This is a genomic window from Streptomyces sp. NPDC058741, assembly GCF_042746715.1.
GTDB lineage: Bacteria > Actinomycetota > Actinomycetes > Streptomycetales > Streptomycetaceae > Streptomyces.
The window spans coordinates 63,856-82,284 of sequence record NZ_JBHYQH010000004.1 but is presented as its reverse complement, the minus strand read 5'-3'; the positions used below and the strand labels follow the sequence as shown (position 1 = coordinate 82,284).

Annotated in this window: 14 protein-coding genes and 4 pseudogenes; 14 read left to right on the top strand and 4 right to left on the bottom strand. The window is 73.1% G+C overall.

Going from position 1 to position 18,429, the window contains the following annotated elements:
• Positions 1-24 precede the first annotated feature (24 nt).
• From ACFW6P_RS04535 to ACFW6P_RS04495, 9 genes and pseudogenes are all read left to right on the top strand, one after another.
• Positions 25-1,002 carry a helix-turn-helix transcriptional regulator gene (locus ACFW6P_RS04535; protein WP_386422919.1) on the top strand — a complete coding sequence of 326 codons (978 nt, stop codon included), beginning with the start codon at positions 25-27 and terminating at the stop codon, positions 1,000-1,002.
• A gap of 19 nt (positions 1,003-1,021) precedes the next feature.
• Complete coding sequence (locus ACFW6P_RS04530; RefSeq protein ID WP_386422917.1) at positions 1,022-2,107, top strand: helix-turn-helix transcriptional regulator; 1,086 nt, start codon at positions 1,022-1,024, stop codon at positions 2,105-2,107.
• 103 nt (positions 2,108-2,210) lie between these two features.
• Positions 2,211-2,504, top strand: coding sequence for a hypothetical protein (locus ACFW6P_RS04525; RefSeq protein WP_386422916.1), 294 nt, complete (start codon positions 2,211-2,213; stop codon positions 2,502-2,504).
• Positions 2,505-2,591: 87 nt separating this feature from the next.
• Positions 2,592-2,786, top strand: a complete 195-nt coding sequence (locus ACFW6P_RS04520; RefSeq protein ID WP_386358257.1) for a hypothetical protein — start codon at positions 2,592-2,594, stop codon at positions 2,784-2,786.
• 259 nt (positions 2,787-3,045) lie between these two features.
• On the top strand, positions 3,046-3,327 hold the full coding sequence (gene tatA / locus ACFW6P_RS04515) for a Sec-independent protein translocase subunit TatA (RefSeq protein WP_386358255.1): 282 nt from the start codon (positions 3,046-3,048) through the stop codon (positions 3,325-3,327).
• Positions 3,328-3,374: 47 nt separating this feature from the next.
• Positions 3,375-4,337 carry a twin-arginine translocase subunit TatC gene (tatC, locus tag ACFW6P_RS04510; RefSeq protein WP_386422915.1) on the top strand — a complete coding sequence of 321 codons (963 nt, stop codon included), beginning with the start codon at positions 3,375-3,377 and terminating at the stop codon, positions 4,335-4,337.
• Positions 4,338-4,368: 31 nt separating this feature from the next.
• Entirely contained in the window at positions 4,369-5,259 is an 891-nt protein-coding gene (locus tag ACFW6P_RS04505; RefSeq protein ID WP_386422914.1) for a diacylglycerol kinase, read from the top strand.
• A gap of 65 nt (positions 5,260-5,324) precedes the next feature.
• Complete coding sequence (locus ACFW6P_RS04500) at positions 5,325-8,174, top strand: DEAD/DEAH box helicase (RefSeq protein ID WP_386422913.1); 2,850 nt, start codon at positions 5,325-5,327, stop codon at positions 8,172-8,174.
• A 291-nt stretch (positions 8,175-8,465) separates the two neighbouring features.
• Positions 8,466-9,788 (top strand): annotated as a pseudogene (locus ACFW6P_RS04495) (cytochrome P450); the annotation flags it as partial.
• An 83-nt stretch (positions 9,789-9,871) separates the two neighbouring features.
• Here the strand turns inward: ACFW6P_RS04495 and ACFW6P_RS04490 are convergent.
• The 3 genes from ACFW6P_RS04490 to ACFW6P_RS04480 all read right to left on the bottom strand — a co-directional run bounded on the left by ACFW6P_RS04490 (position 9,872) and on the right by ACFW6P_RS04480 (position 12,835).
• Positions 9,872-10,858, bottom strand: a complete 987-nt coding sequence (locus tag ACFW6P_RS04490; RefSeq protein ID WP_386358247.1) for an RluA family pseudouridine synthase — start codon at positions 10,856-10,858, stop codon at positions 9,872-9,874.
• Positions 10,859-10,961: 103 nt separating this feature from the next.
• Entirely contained in the window at positions 10,962-11,804 is an 843-nt protein-coding gene (locus ACFW6P_RS04485) for a siderophore-interacting protein (protein WP_386358246.1), read from the bottom strand.
• A 101-nt stretch (positions 11,805-11,905) separates the two neighbouring features.
• Positions 11,906-12,835 carry a 5'-3' exonuclease H3TH domain-containing protein gene (locus ACFW6P_RS04480; protein ID WP_386358283.1) on the bottom strand — a complete coding sequence of 310 codons (930 nt, stop codon included), beginning with the start codon at positions 12,833-12,835 and terminating at the stop codon, positions 11,906-11,908.
• 199 nt (positions 12,836-13,034) lie between these two features.
• Here ACFW6P_RS04480 and ACFW6P_RS04475 point away from each other — a divergent pair.
• From ACFW6P_RS04475 to ACFW6P_RS04460, 4 genes and pseudogenes are all read left to right on the top strand, one after another.
• A pseudogene (locus ACFW6P_RS04475) lies at positions 13,035-13,196 on the top strand (glycine/betaine ABC transporter ATP-binding protein); the annotation flags it as partial.
• Positions 13,192-14,630, top strand: a pseudogene (locus tag ACFW6P_RS04470) (ABC transporter permease/substrate binding protein); the annotation flags it as partial. The pseudogenes ACFW6P_RS04475 and ACFW6P_RS04470, both read left to right, overlap by 5 nt.
• 350 nt (positions 14,631-14,980) lie before the next feature.
• Entirely contained in the window at positions 14,981-15,562 is a 582-nt protein-coding gene (locus ACFW6P_RS04465) for a helix-turn-helix domain-containing protein (RefSeq protein ID WP_386358244.1), read from the top strand.
• Between the two features lie 20 nt (positions 15,563-15,582).
• Positions 15,583-16,302, top strand: coding sequence for a helical backbone metal receptor (locus ACFW6P_RS04460; RefSeq protein WP_386358281.1), 720 nt, complete (start codon positions 15,583-15,585; stop codon positions 16,300-16,302).
• Here ACFW6P_RS04460 and ACFW6P_RS04455 read toward each other — a convergent pair.
• Positions 16,214-17,363: pseudogene (locus ACFW6P_RS04455) on the bottom strand (TDT family transporter). The gene ACFW6P_RS04460 and the pseudogene ACFW6P_RS04455 sit on opposite strands and share 89 nt — an antisense overlap.
• A gap of 70 nt (positions 17,364-17,433) precedes the next feature.
• On the opposite strand from ACFW6P_RS04455, the gene ACFW6P_RS04450 reads away from it, so the two are divergent.
• Entirely contained in the window at positions 17,434-18,363 is a 930-nt protein-coding gene (locus ACFW6P_RS04450) for a LysR family transcriptional regulator (RefSeq protein WP_386358242.1), read from the top strand.
• Positions 18,364-18,429 lie beyond the last annotated feature (66 nt).

Genomic DNA, 18,429 nt, shown 5'->3' with positions numbered 1-18,429 from the left:
ACCATAGGGAGGCGAAGGGCGTCGATGGCCATTGCCAAGGCCGAGCGGCTGATGAACCTGGCGCTGTGTCTGCTCGGGACGCGACGTCCGCTCAGCAAGCGAGAGCTGCGCGACTCCATCGAGGCCTACGTCGAGACCTTCGGGCCCGGCAACGGCGCGACCGGGTCCGATGACTCCTTCAACCGCATGTTCGAGCGCGACAAGGACGACCTGCGCGAACTCGGACTGGTCATCGAAACCGTCGAGAGCCTCGAGGGCGAGATCGGCTACCTGGCCCGCCGCGACAGCAACCGCCTCCCGGCCATCACCCTGGACGCCGAGGAGGCCGCCGCGCTCGGCCTCGCCGCCAAGGTGTGGCAGCAGGCCCGGCTCGCCGGCGCGGCCAGCGGTGCCCTGCAGAAGCTGCGCGCCGCGGGACTCCCCGAGGACGTCGACCCGTACGGGCCGCACGGCGCGCTGGAGCCCCGGATCCCCGTGCACGAGGCGGCGTTCGAACCGCTGATGCTGGCCTGCCGGGACCGCCGCCCCGTCGTGTTCGACTACCGCAAGGCCACCGCCGCCCACCCCCAGCAGCGGCACGTCGAGCCGTGGGCGCTGGAGTGCTGGCGCGGCCACTGGTACCTGGCGGGCTGGGACCGCGACCGGGGCGCCGAGCGGGTCTTCCGGCTGTCCCGGATCACCGGCAAGGTCCGCTCCCGCGGCGGCCGCTACACGGCTCCCGTGCCGGACGTCGTCACCGTCCGGGAGACCGTCGCCGGCTGGGCGGGGGAGATCGCCGACCGCTCGGCCCGGATCCGGCTGCGCTCGGACGCGGGGTACCCCCTTCGGGCGAAAGCCACCGCGGTCCGGGAACTCGGCGACGGCTGGGACGAGTTGGAGATTCCGTACGGCCACGGGCTGGACGCCTGGCTGGTGGAGTTCGGGCCGGACGTGGTGGTGCTGGAGCCCGCCGAGCTGCGGGCCGACGTCGTGGACCGGCTGCGGGCCGTGGCCAAGGGCTGAGGGGGAGCGGAGCAAGACAGTGGCAGGCAAACCGGTCAGGCCCGTGAACGCCATCGACCAGACCCGGCGGATGCTCTCGCTGGTGACGTACCTGAGGGAGCGCCCCGGGGCGCGGGTCGAGGACGTCGCGCGCGCCTTCGGCATCACCGAGGACGAGCTGGTCTCCGACCTCGACGTGCTGCCCATGTGCGGCACCAGCTTCCGCGGTGGCGACCTGCTCGACATCGACACCGACGGCGAGCGCATCTGGTGGCACAACCCGGCCGCACTCGCGGCGGAGGCCGCCGAACCGCTCCGGCTCGCCGCCGACGAGGCCACCGCGCTGCTCGTCGCGGCCCGGGCCGTGGCCACCCTGCCCGGACTGCGCGAGAGTGACCGGCAGGCGCTGCTGCGGGCGACCGCCAAGGTGGAGACCGCGGCCGGCGAGGCGGCGGGCGCCAGCTCACGGCTGTCGGTCACCTTCGAGTCCGAGGGCGGCGTCTTCGCGGACGTCGACCGGGCGATCGCCGAGCGCCGCCGCCTGTGGATCCGCTACTACTCGCCCGCGCGCGACGAGGTGACCGAGCGGGAGATCGACCCGATCCGCCTGGTCAGCGTCGGGCACACGTACGTCGAGGCCTGGTGCCGCCGCTCGGAGGCGCGCCGCACCTTCCGCCTCGACCGGGTCGCCGAGATCAGGATCCTGGACGAGCCGTCGGCGCCCCCGGAGATCGAGCTGCGCGACCTGTCGGAGGCGCTGGTGCAGCCCGCGGCCGAGGACCCGGAGGTCGTGGTCGAGGTCGGGCCCGGCGGCCGCTGGGTCGCCGAGTACTACCCGCACGACAGTGCGGATGAGCTGGCCGACGGCGGGCTGCGTATCACTCTGCGGACGCCCGACCCGGCGTCGCTGCGCCGCCTGGCGCTGCGGCTCGGCCGGGACGGCCGGATCGTCTCTCCGCCGGAGCTCGCCGACAGTGCGCGGCAGGCCGCGCGCGAGGCGCTGGCGGCCTACGACGGCATCGAGACGGCCGAGGTGGGCGGCGCGGAACCGGCCGCGGTGCCCGGGCCGCACGCGGTGCCCGTGGCGCACGCGGCCGCGGACGGGCCCGACGGCGGACCCGCGTGAGCCGAGGCGCTCACCGGCGCCGGCGCCGGCGGCCCGGCGCGGGCGTCCGGGGCGGCCTGCCGTGCCGCCCCCGAGGCGAACGACCCCAGGAAGAGGAGCGACTGTGAGCGAGTCGGCGACGTCCGGTGTGCGGGGCATGACGGTGGAGTCCGCGTTCTCCGGGATGAGAAGCGTGGCTCCGGTGGTGTTCCGGGCGGGCTGCCCGGACTGCCGGGAGCGCTTCGAGCTGACCGCGGGCGCCCTGCGCCTGGCCATCGGCGCCTCCAGCCGTACGACGTTCTACTCCTTCACCTGCCCGGCGTGTGGCGCGTCCGTCCGCAAGCCCGCGGGGGAGCGGATCGTGGAACTCCTCACCGCCGGCGGCGTGCGCACGCTGCGGCTGCACTCCACCGTCTGAGGGGCCGGGACGGTCCCGGTCCGCAGGGCAGACGCCGTCCGGAGGGGCGGGGCGGCCGGCCCGTCCGGACGGTCTAGGCTCGACGTCATGTTCTGGCCGATGTTCGCGATTGCTCTGGGGTCCGTGGGTCTCGCCGTCCTCGGGGTGCTCGCCGTACGGGTCTTCGTGGAGGCGCAGCGCCTGGGCAGGCAGGTCACCGACTCGGCGCGCCGCATCAACCGGGCCGCCGAGGACCTGGAGCGGGCGGCGGAGAGCGCGGCCCGGTCCGCCGACGCCCTGTGAGCCGTCCGAGCGGTGCCCGTGAGTTGCGCTTTGGGGCGGTTCGCCCTGTCACCCGTGCGCTTCGGACAGGTACGCTGCTGGTCGCGACCCGGTTAACGAGGCACTGGTCGCGGACGGGAGTACGCACGGGGGACGCAGAGGGATTGCCTCACGTTCACCCCCGAGCGTTACGATCGCTGTCAGCACGATCGTTCGGACATGTGTCCGACCGGTCGGACGGCATCCCACCACAGCCGCCTCGGTGAGAAGGTAAAGACTTATGTTCGGAAGGCTCGGAGCCCCCGAGATCATTCTCATCCTCGTCGTCATCATCCTGCTGTTCGGCGCGAAGAAGCTTCCGGACATGGCGCGGTCGCTCGGCAAGTCGGCCCGCATCCTCAAGAGCGAGGCCAAGGCGATGAAGGACGAGAACAAGTCGTCCACCACCCCGGCCGGCCCTCCCTCCGACGACGAGCCCTCTCAGCGCACCATCCAGGCAGCCCCCGGCGACGTGACCAGCTCCCGCCCGGTCAACGAGCCGACGGACACGACCAAGCGCTGACGCAGGGCCGGTGACCTCCGGCCCGCCGCACGAGATGGGAACGTGGGTTGCTGAAGTCTGCCCGCAAGAAGGAGAAGGACCCCGAGGGGCGGATGCCTCTCGCGGAGCACCTTCGCGAGCTCCGCAACCGGCTCGCCAAGGCGATTCTGGCGATCGTCGTCGTCACGGTCTTCGCCGCCTTCTTCTACAACGACATCATCAACCTGATCACCAAGCCGATCCTCGACTCGGTCGGCTGTGAGAAGACCTTCGCCGAACTGGCCCGGTCGCAGGCGGGCACCGAGCCGTGCGCGCAGATCACGATCAACGGCCTCCTCACCCCCTTCACGCTCGCCCTGAAGGTGTCGCTGATGGCCGGTGTCGTGCTGGCCTCGCCGGTCTGGCTCTACCAGCTGTGGGCCTTCGTCGCGCCGGGCCTGCACCGGCACGAGAAGAAGTACGCCTACGCCTTCGTCGCCACGGGCGCCCCGCTGTTCGTCACCGGCGCCTACTTCGCGTACACGGTCCTGCCCACCACGGCCAAGGTGCTCCTGGAGTTCACCCCGGGCGGCACGTCCAACCTCCTCCCGCTGGACGAACTGCTCGACCTCGTCATGCGGATGGTGCTCGTCTTCGGCCTCTCCTTCGAGCTGCCGCTGCTGCTGGTGATGCTCAACCTCACCGGGGCCATCACCGGCAAGCGCATGCTCGGCTGGTGGCGCGGCATGATCATGGGCATCACGGTGTTCGCGGCCATCGCCACGCCCAGCACCGACCCGCTCACCATGCTGATGCTCGCCGGGCCGATCTGGATCCTGTACTTCGGCGCCACGCTCCTCTCCCTGCTCAACGACCGCCGGCGCAGCCGCCGCGAGGCCCTCGGGCCCGCCGACGACGAGGCCTCCGTGCTGGATCTCACGCCCGAGGACATCGGCGGGATCGAGCCCGTGACGACCAGCCGTGCGGCGCTGCCGGAGCAGGCGGGCGCGGACCGTTCGGACCGGGTCAACGGTTATGACGACGTGACCTGAAGATCACCGGGCAGCTCGTAGGGTCTCTCACGTGACCAGCGAGCTCACCCTCTTCGTCAACCCCACCGCGGGCCGCGGCCGGGGCGCCCGCGCGGCGCAGCCGGCCGCTTCCGCTCTGCGGGCGGCCGGCTTCTCGGTGCGCACCGTGCTCGGGGAGGACGCCCCGGACGCCCTCAGGCGCGCGTGTGAAGCCGTCGCAGGCGGGACCGGAGCGCTGATCGCCGTCGGCGGCGACGGCATGGCCAACCTCGCCCTGCAGGCCGTCGCGGGCACCCGCACCCCGCTCGGCCTGGTCGCCGTCGGCACCGGCAACGACTTCGCCCGGGCCCTCGGCCTGCCGGTGCGGGAACCGGCCGCGGCGGGCCGCATGATCGCCGACGCGCTCAAGTGCGGCCGGGTCCGCGACATCGACCTCGGCCGGGTGGGCGACCGCTGGTTCGGCACCGTCCTCGCCGCCTGCCTCGACTCCCGGGTCAACGACCGCGGCAACCGCATGGGCCGGATCGCCGGCCGCTTCCGGTACGAACTCGCGATGGTCCCCGAGCTCGCCGGGTTCCGGCCCGTGCCGTACCGGATCCGGCTCGACGGCGGCGAGGTCCGCGAGCTGGAGGCGACCCTGGTGGCCGTCGGCAACGGCCCGTCCTACGGCGGCGGCATGCGGATCTGCCCCGGCGCCGACCTCACCGACGGGCTGTTCGACATCACCGTGGTGGGGGACTGCGACCGCAGGACGCTGCTGCGGGTGTTCCCGCGGGTCTACCGGGGCACCCACGTCGAGCATCCGAAGGTGAGCGTGCTGAGGGCGGCCCGGGTGGAACTGGCCGCAGAGGGCATCACGGGGTACGCGGACGGGGAGCCGCTGGGGCCTCTGCCGCTGAGCGCGCGCTGCGTGCGCGGGGGCGTGCGGGTCGTCGGGCCCTGAGGCCCGCCCGGCCCGCCGCCGCTGAGCTGCGCCGTTCCCCGGTTCCACGGGGACGGATCCGGATAATGATCGTCCTGTTGTCAGTGCGGCCCGGTACGCTCGAAACCACGATGACAGAGGATCTCTCACCGGCCGAGCGGTACGCGGCAGCCCGTAAGCGCGCTGCCGAGCAGGCCACCGCGCTCGCCTCCTTCCGCGAGATGTACGACTTCGGCCTCGACCCCTTCCAGATCGAGGCCTGCCGGGCGCTCGAGGCGGGGAAGGGCGTGCTGGTCGCCGCGCCCACCGGCTCCGGCAAGACGATCGTCGGCGAGTTCGCCGTCCACCTCGCCCTCGGGCAGGGCAGGAAGTGCTTCTACACGACACCGATCAAGGCGCTGTCCAACCAGAAGTACGCCGACCTGTGCCGCCGCTACGGCACGGAGAAGGTGGGCCTGCTCACCGGCGACAACAGCGTGAACTCCGACGCCCCGGTGGTCGTGATGACCACCGAGGTGCTGCGGAACATGCTGTACGCCGGCTCCCAGACCCTCCTGGGCCTCGGCTACGTGGTCATGGACGAGGTGCACTACCTCTCCGACCGCTTCCGCGGCGCCGTGTGGGAAGAGGTGATCATCCACCTGCCCGAGTCGGTCACGCTGGTCTCGCTCTCGGCGACGGTGTCGAACGCCGAGGAGTTCGGCGACTGGCTCGACACGGTCCGCGGCGACACCGAGGTGATCGTCTCCGAGCACCGGCCCGTGCCGCTGTTCCAGCACGTGCTGGCCGGGCGGCGGATGTACGACCTGTTCGAGGAGGGCGAGGGTCAGAAGAAGGCCGTCAACCCCGACCTCACGCGCATGGCGCGCATGGAGGCGAGCCGGCCCTCGTACCAGGACCGCCGGCGCGGCCGGTCGCTGCGCGAGGCCGACCGTGAGCGCGAGCGCCGACAGCGCTCCCGGGTGTGGACGCCGAGCCGGCCCGAGGTCATCGAGCGGCTCGACGCCGAAGGGCTGCTGCCCGCCATCACCTTCATCTTCAGCCGCGCCGCCTGCGAGGCCGCCGTCCAGCAGTGCCTGTACGCGGGCCTGAGGCTCAACGACGAGGAGGCGCGCGAGCGCGTCCGCTCCCTCGTCGAGGAGCGCACGGCGTCGATCCCCCGGGAGGACCTGCACGTCCTCGGCTACTACGAGTGGCTGGAGGGCCTGGAGCGCGGTATCGCCGCCCACCACGCCGGCATGCTGCCGACCTTCAAGGAGGTCGTCGAGGAACTGTTCGTGCGCGGCCTGGTCAAGGCCGTGTTCGCCACCGAGACGCTCGCCCTCGGCATCAACATGCCCGCCCGCTCGGTGGTGCTGGAGAAGCTCGTCAAGTGGAACGGCGAGCAGCACGCGGACATCACCCCGGGCGAGTTCACCCAGCTGACGGGCCGGGCCGGGCGGCGCGGCATCGATGTCGAGGGCCACGCCGTGGTGCTCTGGCAGCGCGGCATGAGCCCCGAGCACCTGGCGGGCCTGGCCGGCACGCGCACGTACCCGCTGCGCTCCAGCTTCAAGCCGTCGTACAACATGGCGGTCAACCTGGTCGAGCAGTTCGGCCGGCACCGCTCGCGCGAGCTGCTGGAGACGTCGTTCGCGCAGTTCCAGGCCGACAAGTCGGTCGTCGGCATCTCGCGTCAGGTGCAGCGCAACGAGGAAGGGCTGGAGGGCTACAAGGCCTCCATGACCTGCCACCTCGGCGACTTCGAGGAGTACGCGCGGCTGCGCCGCGAGCTCAAGGACCGGGAGAACGATCTGGCCCGGCAGGGCGCGGCACAGCGGCGCGCGGAGGCCGCCGTGGCGCTGGAGAAGCTGAAGCCCGGCGACGTCATCCACGTGCCCACCGGCAAGTACGCGGGACTGGCGCTGGTGCTGGACCCGGGGCTGCCCGCGGGCCGTTCGAACGGGCACCGCGGCTTCGACCACCACGACGGTCCCCGCCCGCTGGTGCTGACCGCAGAGCGGCAGGTCAAGCGGCTGGCGTCGATGGACTTCCCGGTGCCGGTCGAGCCATTGGAGCGGATGCGGATCCCGAAGTCCTTCAACCCGCGCTCCCCGCAGTCGCGTCGGGACCTGGCGTCGGCGCTGCGCACCAAGGCCGGGCACATCCCGGCCGACCGGCATCGCAAGCCGCGCTCCCAGGCGGCCGACGACCGCGAGATCGCCCGGCTGCGCACCGCGCTGCGCGCCCACCCCTGCCACGGGTGCAACGACCGTGAGGACCACGCCCGCTGGGCCGAGCGGTACCACCGGCTGCTGCGGGACACCTCCCAGCTGGAGCGGCGGATCGAGGGCCGGACGAACACGATCGCCCGGACGTTCGACCGTATCGTCGCGCTGCTGACCGAGCTGGACTATCTGCGCGGCGACGAGGTCACCGAGCACGGCAAGCGGCTGGCCCGGCTCTACGGCGAGCTTGACCTGCTGGCCAGCGAGTGCCTGCGCGAGGGCGTCTGGGAGGGGCTCGGCCCGGCCGAACTCGCCGGATGCGTCTCGGCGTTGGTGTTCGAGTCGCGGGTCGGGGACGACGCGCTGGCGCCGAAGCTGCCCTCCGGGAAGGCCAAGGCCGCGCTGGGCGAGACGGTGCGGATCTGGGGGCGGCTGGACGCGCTGGAGGAGGAGTTCCGGATCACCCAGACCGAAGGGGTCGGGCAGCGCGAGCCGGACCTCGGCTTCGCCTGGGCGGCGTACATGTGGGCCAACGGCAAGGGGCTCGACGAGGTGCTGCGGGAGGCGGAGATGCCGGCGGGCGACTTCGTGCGATGGTGCAAGCAGGTCATCGACGTGCTGGGGCAGATCGCGGCGGCGGCGCCGCAGGGGTCCTCCGTCGTGAAGAACGCCCGCAAGGGCGTCGATCTGCTGCTGCGGGGGGTCGTCGCCTACTCGTCGGTGGGGTGATCGCCGCCCCCGGCACGGCAACGTACTGAAGCCCACTCACCCGTCACGGCGAGTGGGCTTTCGTGCGCGCGTTCGTCGTTACGCAGAGCATTCGAACGATGTCGCAGCGTGTAAACGAGTGAGCCTACTCTCCCTCCTGACCGGTTTCCGGTGGATGCCGAATATGACACGGCGATGATCCGCTCGGACTAAGCTCGCCCGCAGCGCACCGTCTTGAGGCGAATTCGTGCGCTTGTTCCTCTATGTGTGGAAAGTCCGACAGCTGCCTGACATATCCACCAGCAAGTCCCCCTGCACATGGTCCGCTCGCCCTCGCAGTTCTGCCGCGACAGCCGCATCTGGACCCCGCTGCGGGACGGCCTGGTCAAGCCCGACCACCCGCTGATGCCGCACATCGCCTGGCAGCCCATCGCCTCGCACGCCGAGGGCGAGCACAGGCGGCTGCGCGGCGCGGTCGTGGGCGCCATCTCGACCATCGACTTCCGCAGCCTGCGCCGCTACATCAACCGCAGCACCCAGGCCATCGTCAACCGCTTCTGCGAGCAGGGCGAGGCGGACCTCGTCGGCCAGTTCACCGAGCATCTGCCGATGGCCGTGGTGTGCGAGATCCTCGGCATGCCCGACGCGTACGACGACCGTCTCGTCGAGGCAGCCCGCGACGCCCTCAAGGGCACAGAGACCGCCATCACCAGCCACGCCCACGTCATGGACGCCCTCGGCCGGCTCACCGCCCGGCGGCGCGCCCAGCCGGAGGAGGACCTCGCCAGCTACCTGATCAACCACCCCGCCCGCCTGACCGACGACGAGGTCCGGGAGCACCTGCGCCTGGTGCTCTTCGCCGCCTACGAGGCCACCACCAACCTGCTGTCCAACGTGCTGCTCACGGTGCTGATCGACCCGCGCTTCCGGGCCCAGCTCAACGGCGGCCGGCTGACGGTGCCGGAGGCGGTGGAGCAGTCGCTGTGGGACGAGCCGCCGTTCAGCACGGTCTTCGCCTACTTCGCCAAGCAGGAGACCGAGCTCGGCGGGCAGCGCATCCGCCGGGGCGACGGGCTGCTCTTCGCCCCGCTCCCGGCCAACGTCGATCCGCGGGTGCGGCCCGACCTGAAGGCCGGCATGCAGGGCAACCGCTCCCACCTGGCGTTCGGCGCCGGCCCGCACGAGTGCCCGGGGCAGGACATCGGCCGCTCCATCGCCGACGTCGGCGTCGACGCGCTGCTGCTGCGGCTGCCGGACGTCGAACTCGACTGCCACGAGGACGAGTTGCGCTGGACGGCGTCCATCGCCTCCCGGCACCTGGTGGAACTGCCCGTGCAGTTCTCGCCCAAGCCGCCGCAGGACGTCAGCGAGAGGCCCCACCACGGGGTGGTCCCGCCCCAGCGTGCGGACTGGCCGATCGGCACCTCACCGGCCCCGGCGGCCGCCCAGCCCCAGCCCGCGACGGGCACGGTCCCGCCGCAGCCCGCGGCCGCCGTCGCCCAGCCCCAACCACAGCCCGAGCCGGTTCCCGCACAGCCTCAGCCCTGGGCGGCGCCCCCGCGGCCGGTTCCGCGGGAGCCGGTGCGCGGCAAGGGCGTCCGGCAGCGCTTCCTGACCTGGTGGCGCGGCTGCTGACCTGTCCGGGCTGCTGACCGCCGGGACGGTCCACGGGTCGTACGGCGTCCGGGCCGCGGGCGCTGGGCTGCCGGGGGACGCGGTCAGCGACCGTCCGACGGGCCGCTGTCCGCCCCGGCGGCCCACCGGTCGTACGACGCCCAGGCCGCGAGCACCCGGGCGCTGCGGAAGCGGTGCTCCTCGCCGGTGACCGGGTCGGTGAACTCCAGGCAGCGCGCCAGCAGTTGCAGCGGGCGGGAGAAGTCACAGGCCGGCTCGGGCGCGGTCACGTCGGGGTAGAGGGGATCGCCCAGGATCGGCACGCCCAGCGCGGTCATGTGCACGCGCAGCTGGTGCGTCCGGCCGGTCGCGGGGAGCAGCCGGTACCGGCCCAGCCGGCCGGTGCCCCGCGGCCGGTGCTCGACCAGTTCGACGCGGCTCACGGCGTTGGGCTCGCCCGGCACCTCCCGGGCCGTGAGCACCCCGCGCTCCTTCACGATGCGGCTGCGCACGGTCCGGGGGAGCGCGAGGGCGGGATCGACGGGGGCGACGGCCTCGTACTCCTTGCGCACCCGCCGGTCGCGGAAGAGTGTCTGGTACGCGCCCCGTTCCTCCGGGCGCACGGTGAACAGGACGAGTCCGGCCGTGAGCCGGTCCAGGCGGTGCGCGGCGCCGAGCGTGGGGAGGTCCAGCCCGCGGCGCAGCCGGGCCAGCGCGGTCTCGGCGACATGACCGCCGCGCGGCGTGGTGGCGAGGAAGTGCGGCTTGTCCGCGACGACGATGTGCTCGTCCCGGTGCACGACCTCCAGCGGGAAGGGCACCGGCACCTCGGCGGGCAGCTCGCGGTGGAACCACACGAACATCCCGGGCACGTAGGGGGCGTCCGCCGGCACGGCCGCACCGTCCGCTCCCACGATCAGCCCCGCCTCGAACATCCCGTCGACGACGCCGTCACCCGCCCCGGACAGCCGCTCCACCAGGTGCTCGCGCACGGTGCCCCACGCGCCGGAGGCGGGCAGCCGTACGCGCACCGGGTCGACACCGTGGCGCTGCGGCAGCGGAGAGGGCGGGATGCGGCTCTTGCGTCTCATCGCGGCCCAGCGTACGAGGCCGGAGCGCGACGGCGGACAGCACGTGTGCGGGACGACCGGCGGTCGTGCCGGGGTAGTGCCCGGCCGTGCCGGGGGGTGGGCCTCAGGCCGCCGGCGTGTTCTCCTGCTCCGCCTCGATCCGGGCGTTCCACTCGCGCTTCGACGCCTGCCAGCCGTCCTCGTTGTGGCCCAGCCGCCAGTAACCCGAGAGGGACAGGTCCTCGCGGGGGATGCCGCGTTCGCCCCGCAGCAGACTGCGGAGCTCCTTCACGAAGTGCGCCTCGCCGTGGACGAAGGCGTGCACCCGGCCCTCGGGGAACTCCAGGTTCCGTACGGCCTCGACCAGGGCCTCGCCCCGGGGCCGGCCGCCGCGGTGCAGCCAGACGACCTCCACGTCGGAGTCGATCTTCTGTTCCTCCTCGGGGCCCGAGACCTCCACGAAGGCGTGGGCCCCGGCACCGCGCGGCAGGGCTTCCAGGGCGCGGGCGATCGCGGGCAGCGCGCTCTCGTCGCCGGCGAGGAGATGCCAGTCGGCCTCCGGGTCGGGCGCGTACGCCCCGCCGGGTCCCATGAACCGCACGGTCTCGCCCGGCCGGACCCGCACGGCCCACGGCCCGGCCAGGCCCTCGTCGCCGTGGACGACGAAGTCCAGCGTCAGCTCGCGGTGTTCGGCGTCCCACTGGCGGACGGTGTACGTCCGGGTGACGGGCCACTGGTCGCGCGGCAGCGAGTCGCGGACACGCTGCACGTCGAAGGGTTCCGGATAGGTCACGCCCGGGGGCGCGAACAGCAGCTTCACGTAGTGGTCCGTGCACGTCTGCGCCGCGAAGTCGGCGAGGCCCTGTCCGCCGAGCACCACACGCTGCATGTGAGGGGTCAGCCGCTCGGTGCGGACGACCTGGGCGGAGTATGTCCTGCGCGGCTGGCGTCCCGGTCGCTCTGCCATGAGGACCTCCCTGTCTCGCATGGTTAGGGTTACCTAAGTTAGCACCTCGGTCCCCTCTCACACCTCCCGGGGGAGGTCGTGCCACCCTCCTCCCGGAAGGCTCACGCCGCCAGCGTCGCCAGCAGACGCTCCAGCGACCCGCCCAGCCCCCAGCGGGTCGCCAGCGTCCGCAGCGCCGCCGGGTCGCGCGGGGTGCGCGGCACAGCCGTCGACACCGCCGGGAGCGGAACGTCGTCCGCGACCCGGACCACCTTCGGCGCGACCGCGAGATACGGACGCGCCTCGTCCAGCCGCCCGCGCTGTGTCGGCGTCAGCTTCGACCGCCGGTCCTCGACCGCCGCCATGATCCCGGCCAGGTCGCCGAACTCGGCGAGCAGCTTCGCGGCCGTCTTCTCGCCGACGCCCGGGACGCCCGGCAGGCCGTCGCTGGGGTCGCCGCGCAGCAGGGCCAGATCCGCGTACCCGCTGCCGCCGACCCCATACTTCTCGCGCAGCACCGCCTCATCGGTGAGCTGCAGCGTGCCCACGCCCTTCAGCGGGTACAGCACGCGCACCCCGCGCGCGTCGTCCACCAGCTGGTACAGGTCCCGGTCGCCCGTGACGATGTCGACCGGGCCCTTCGCCCGCGCGGTGAACGTGCCGATGACGTCGTCCGCCTCGTAGCCCGCGACCCCCACGCGCGCGATGCCGAGCGCGTCCAGCACCTCCTCGATGACCGGCACCTGCGGCGACAGCGTGTCGGGCACCTCCTCCTCGTCGGGTCCCGCCGCGCGCTCCTCGGCCACGCGGTGCGCCTTGTAGGAGGGGATCAGCTCCACCCGCCAGTGCGGCCGCCAGTCGGCGTCCATGCACGCCACCAGCCCCTCCGGCCGGTGGTCCTTCACCAGCCGGTCGATGAAGTCGAGGAGGCCGCGCACGGCGTTCACCGGCGTGCCGTCCGGTGCCCTGACCGAATCGGGCACACCGAAGTAGGCGCGGAAGTACAGGGAGGCGGTGTCGAGGAGCATCAGTCGTCCGGTCACGCCACGCATCATGCCGTACACCACTGACAGCCTCACGCGGTGCGCAGACGCGTTGCGTCCTGCGCGTCTCCTGTGAGGCGCCCCACGTATGCGTTTGCCTTCCGCGATCCAGGGGGGCGCCGCCCCGGAGCGAGGCCGGTTTGCGCATTTCAACTGTTGTGCGCCCTGTCCTCGCTCCGTTCCGTTGCCGTCGAGAACAGAGGTGAACGTGTCAGCGAGGCTTGAGGCAGAGAGCCTGTACAAGGTGTTCGGCAGGAGACCGGACCGGGCGGTCGAGCGGCTCAGGGAGGGAGCCGGCCGGGAGGACCTGCGCGCCGAGGGCGCGACCCCCGCCGTGATCGACGCGTCCTTCACCGTGGAGCCCGGTCAGAGGCCTGGTCCGGCCGGTGCTCGACTTCATGCAGACGCTGCCCGCGATGATCTACCTCATCCCGGCGATCCTGTTCTTCGGCAGCGGCGCCCCCGCCGGCATCGTCGCCACGCTGATCTTCGCGCTGGCCCCCGGCGTCCGCATCACCGAGCTGGGCATCCGGCAGGTCGACAGGGAACTGGTCGAGGCCGCCGAGGCGTTCGGCACGTCCCGGCGCGACATCCTGCTGCGCGTCCAGCTGCCGCTCGCCCTGCCCACCGTCATGGCGGGCGTCAACCAGGTCATCATGCTCGGCCTGTCGAAGGCCGCCACCGCCGGCATGGTCGGCGCCGACGGTCTCGGCGGCGACGTCAACGAGGCCATCGGGCAGCTGAACGTGGGTCTCGGCTCCGAGGCCGGTGTCGCCATCGTGATCCTCGCGATCTACCTCGACCGCATGACCAGCGCCCTCGGCACCCAGGTCTCGCCGCTCGGCCGCCGCGCCGCGGCCCGGGCGCGCGCCGCCCAGGGCATGCCGATCTGGTCGTACCGGCCCCGCCCGGCCGTCGCCGTGATCGGCGTCGTGCTGCTCGCGCTCGTCGCGGGCGGCATGGGCGTCTTCGGCGGTGCCGGCAAGGGCACCGCCACCGCGGCGAACGGCGACGTGGGCCGGGGCAAGAAGATCAGCATCGGCTCCATCCCCTGGGACGAGGGCGTCGCCTCCACCTTCCTGCGGAAGGAGGCCCTCCAGCAGCGCGGCTACGACGTCGAGACCAAGCAGTTGGAGGCCGGACCGCTGTACACCTCCCTGGCGAGCGGCGACCTCGACTTCCAGACCGACGCCTGGCTGCCCACCACCCACGAGCAGTACTGGAAGAAGTACGGCGAGCAGCTCGACGACCTCGGTTCCTGGTACGACGAGACGTCCCTGGAGCTGACCGTCCCGTCGTACATGCAGGACATCGACTCCCTCGACGACCTCAAGGGCGAGGCCGCCCGCTTCGACGGGAGGATCGTCGGCATCGAGCCCGGCACCGGCGAGATGGACCTGCTGAAGAAGGAGGTCCTGCCGGGCTACGGCCTGGACGGGGAGTACAAGGTCGTCGACGGCTCCACCCCGGCCGTGCTGGCCGAGCTGAAGCGCGCCTACGCCGAGAAGGAGCCGATCGCCGTCACGCTCTGGTCCCCGCACTGGGCGTACCGCGACTACGAGCTGACCAGGCTGGAGGACCCCGCAAGGCCTTCGGCGAGGGCAGCACCATCCGCACCGTCTCCAACGAGCGGTTCCCCGCGCGTTACCCGCAGCTCACTCAGTGCACCAGGAACTTCAGGACGAGCGAGGACGAGCTCGGCAGCCTGGAGAGCGCGATCAAGGACCGCGGCCAGGGGCACGAGGAGGAAGCCGTCGCCGCGTGGCTGGAGGAACACCCGGACATGCTGAACCGGATGACACCGCAGTAGGGTTCTGGGGCGGGCCGCGACACGCCGCGTCCCGCCCCGCACCCCGGGATCCGCGAACGGGATCCGGACAACCACAGAGCGCTGCACCACCCCCCGATCCTCCTTGTCCCGCCTGCTTCTCCCCCCGGAGGAACACCCGTCCCACCGCCTCCCGCGGCGGATCCCCTGGCGCGAAAGGCGAGGTCGCGCACCTCCCCGCGTGACCCCGATGTGACGGGCGCATGAAACGGTTCGCCGAACATGCGTAGGGTGCAGACAGCTCGACACACGACTCGACACACGGCGTGCGCCGGGACGCCGGGGCACGGGGAGCGGATCGACGCGCGAAGGAGGGAGCCGGAGCGATGGGCGACCACAAGGAACAGCCCCTTCGGGTGGGCGCCGCCGTGCGCCGCCGGCGCCGCGCGCTGGACCTCACCCTCGCCGTCGTGGCCGAGCGCAGCGGCCTGTCCGTCCCGTTCCTGAGCCAGATCGAGAACGACCGGGCGCGCCCCAGCACCAGCTCCCTGGAGAAGGTCGCCGACGCCCTGCGCACCACCGCCGTCGAACTCCTCGCCGCGGCCGACCCGGCGTGCAGCGTGGACGTCGTCCGGGCCGGCGGGCCAGAACCGCCGTCCCGGCCGCGCACCCGGTCCCTGGTGCGCGGACACCACCAGATGCACGCCTCCGAGTTCACCGGCGAACACGACGCGGGCCGTGAGTTCCAGTACCGCAACGACCAGTTGATGTACGTCGCCGACGGCGCGGTGGAGATCGAGGCGGAGGGCCGCGCCTACCGTCTGGGCCGGGGCGACACGCTCTACCTCACCGGCGGTGTGCGGCACCGCTGGCGGGCGGCCGAGTCCGGCACCCGCGTGATCGTCGTCGCCGTGGCCGAGCACATCGAGGCGGTCCGGGACCGGCCGCGCCGGCGAGGAGACCGGTGAGGAGACCGGTGAGGACACCGGTGAGAGCCGTCTCGCTGGTCCCGTCGCTGACCGAGGCCATCGCCAGGTCCGCGCCCGGCGCACTGGCCGGTGCCACCGACTGGTGCACGCACCCGCCGGACCTGGACGTCGTCCGTGTCGGCGGCACCAAGAACCCGGACACCGGCCGGATCCTCTCCCTCGCACCCGACCTGGTGATCGCCAACGAGGAGGAGAACCGCGCACCCGACCTGGAGGCGTTGCGCGAGGCCGGTGCGGAGGTCCTGGTGACGGAGGTCCGCGACGTGCCGCAGGCCTTCCGGGAACTGGACCGGGTCCTGGACGCCTGCGGGGTCCCGTCCCACCCGCGCTGGCTGGACGAGGCCGAGGACGTCTGGTCGTCCCTGCCGCCGCCGGCGACGCGGCGGACGGCCGTCGTGCCGGTCTGGCGCCGCCCCTGGATGGTCCTGGGCCGCGACACCTTCGCCGGTGACGTGCTGGCCCGCCTCGGCGTCGGCCACGTGTACGCGACGCACCCCGACCGCTACCCCCGAATCCCGCTGGAGGAGCTGCGGGCCGCCGCCCCGGACGTGGTGGTCCTGCCGGACGAGCCGTACCGCTTCACCGCCGACGACGGCCCGGAGGCCTTCCGGGGCCTGCCCTGCGCGCTCGTCAGCGGACGGCACCTGACCTGGTACGGACCGTCGCTGGCCGAGGCGCCGCGGGTGCTGGGGCGGGCGCTGCGAGCAGCTCGCCCCTGACCAGCCCGCGCACGGTCCCCGCCGCCGCGGCGCCCCACGCGAGGACCAGCACCCCGTACAGCAGCACCGCCGGCCCCGTGTACGCCACCAGCCCGGTGTGCCGCCCCAGCGCCTCGGCGCCCGTGACGCACGTGCCGACCGGGAAGGTGAAGGACCACCAGGTCATCGCGCACCGCATCCCGTGCCGCCGGGCGCGCCACACATGGGCCGTGGCCAGGCAGGCACAGCAGCGTGAACCCCATCACGGGCACCCCGTAGAGCACGGCGAGGACCCCGAACCCCTCGTCGTACGGGGCCGGCACGACCCAGGGGGCGACGTCGGCGAACGCGCCGGCCGCCGTGGTGGACTGCCCGAGCGGGCCCAGCACCAGGAACAGGGTCGGCGTGAGGGCGAGGGGCAGCGGCCCGCCGGTGAGCAGGCGGGCGAAGACCAGCGGCAGCATCACCAGCGTCGCCAGCAGACTCAGCCCGAACCGCGCGAGGCAGACCAGGAGCAGGGTCTCCCGCGCCTGACCGGGCGGCAGATGCGGTACGAGGGGCGGCCCGACGGCGGCCGAGACCATGGGCGCGACCAGCGGCCGCAGCCAGACGGGCGCGGCCTGCCCCGGCTCCACCCTGTGCCGTACGGCCATCAGGTACGGCACGGCCACGGCGGCGGCCAGCCCCAGGACCGTGCCGGCGGTGAAGAGCACCGCGTCCAGCGCGACGGCCGCCCGCAGGCCGATCCAGTCCCGGCCGACGCCGAGGACACCGCCGCCCACCGCGAGCAGCGCCATGGCGAGGCAGCCGTGGTAGGGCGCGGTCGCCGGGTCGAGGAGGTGGGCGCGTGCCTGGTCATGGTGGCGCACCCAGTGCACCGCCCGGGCGCACAGCAGCGTCAGCAGCAGGGCGAGGGACAGGGCCCAGACGGCGGCGAGCGCCGGGCGCAGTCCCGGGAGGTGCGGGGGCAGGCCCGCTCCTGCGGTGGCGACGACGGCGGTGCCCATGACGGTGGCGTACCAGTCGGGCCCGAACTGACGGACGGACCTCGGGAGCGCGAAGGGCTGGGCGGCGGTGACCATGCCTCAACGGTCCGGACGGGGGAGGCGCACCACCAGGGAGGTCGCCTCTATGGCGGCATAAGCTGGGTTTATGAGTAACGCGGATGAGCAGGCCGGCCCGTCGGTCACCGGTTCCCTGGCGCACCGGGTCCCGGACCTCGGCGCCCTGGAGCTGCTGCTGGCGGTGGCACGGGTCGGCAGCCTCGGCGGGGCGGCGCGGGAGCTCGGCATCACCCAGCCCGCGGCCAGCAGCCGGATCCGGTCGATGGAACGGCAGCTCGGGGTGGCGCTGGTCGACCGGTCGCCCCGCGGTTCCCGGCTCACGGACGCGGGCGCGCTGGTGACGGACTGGGCGCGGCGGATCGTCGAGGCGGCGGAGGCGTTCGACGCGGGCGCGCAGGCGCTGCGGGACCGGCGCGACTCGCGGCTGCGGGTCGTGGCGAGCATGACCATCGCGGAGTACCTGCTGCCCGGGTGGCTGCTGGCGCTGCGGACGCAGCGGCCCGACACGGCGGTCTCACTGCACGCGGGCAACTCCACGGTGGTCGCCCAGCGCCTCCTGTCCGACGAGGCCGACGTGGGCTTCGTGGAGGGACTGACGGTGCCGACGGGGCTGGACTCGGTGGTCATCGCCCACGACCGGCTGATCGTGGTGACGGCCCCGGGCCACGCCTGGGCCCGCCGCCGGCAGCCCCTGGCGGCGCGGGAACTGGCCTCGACACCGCTGATCCTGCGCGAGAAGGGCTCCGGCACCCGCCAGGTCCTGGACGCGGCGCTGGGAGGACTGGCCCGGCCGCTCATCGAGCTGTCCTCGACGACCGCGGTGAAGGCGGCGGCGGTGAGCGGCGCGGGCCCGGCGGTGCTGAGCGAACTGGCGGTGGGGGAGGAGCTGGCGATGCGGCGGCTGGTGCGGGTGCCGGTGGAAGGGGTGGCCCTGACCCGGGACCTCAGGGCGGTGTGGCCGGTGGGACACCGCCCGACCGGTCCCGCGCGTGACCTGCTGTCACTGACCCGGGGTTGAACACCGACGGGGTCCGCGGTGCCATGGGCGCTGGGTCTCGTCCGCGGGGGTGGTCGCCGGGCAGTC

What these genes read in the sequence shown, in the direction of transcription:
- ACFW6P_RS04480 (WP_386358283.1), bottom strand. Translation starts at nt 12,835, where the DNA reads ATGCGTGGCGTGACCGGACGACTGATGCTCCTCGACACCGCCTCCCTG.
- ACFW6P_RS04520 (WP_386358257.1), top strand. Translation starts at nt 2,592, where the DNA reads ATGTTCTGGCCGATGTTCGCGATTGCTCTGGGGTCCGTGGGTCTCGCC.
- ACFW6P_RS04500 (WP_386422913.1), top strand. Translation starts at nt 5,325, where the DNA reads ATGATCGTCCTGTTGTCAGTGCGGCCCGGTACGCTCGAAACCACGATG.
- ACFW6P_RS04535 (WP_386422919.1), top strand. Translation starts at nt 25, where the DNA reads ATGGCCATTGCCAAGGCCGAGCGGCTGATGAACCTGGCGCTGTGTCTG.
- ACFW6P_RS04465 (WP_386358244.1), top strand. Translation starts at nt 14,981, where the DNA reads ATGGGCGACCACAAGGAACAGCCCCTTCGGGTGGGCGCCGCCGTGCGC.
- tatA (WP_386358255.1), top strand. Translation starts at nt 3,046, where the DNA reads ATGTTCGGAAGGCTCGGAGCCCCCGAGATCATTCTCATCCTCGTCGTC.
- ACFW6P_RS04450 (WP_386358242.1), top strand. Translation starts at nt 17,434, where the DNA reads ATGAGTAACGCGGATGAGCAGGCCGGCCCGTCGGTCACCGGTTCCCTG.
- ACFW6P_RS04485 (WP_386358246.1), bottom strand. Translation starts at nt 11,804, where the DNA reads ATGGCAGAGCGACCGGGACGCCAGCCGCGCAGGACATACTCCGCCCAG.
- ACFW6P_RS04490 (WP_386358247.1), bottom strand. Translation starts at nt 10,858, where the DNA reads ATGAGACGCAAGAGCCGCATCCCGCCCTCTCCGCTGCCGCAGCGCCAC.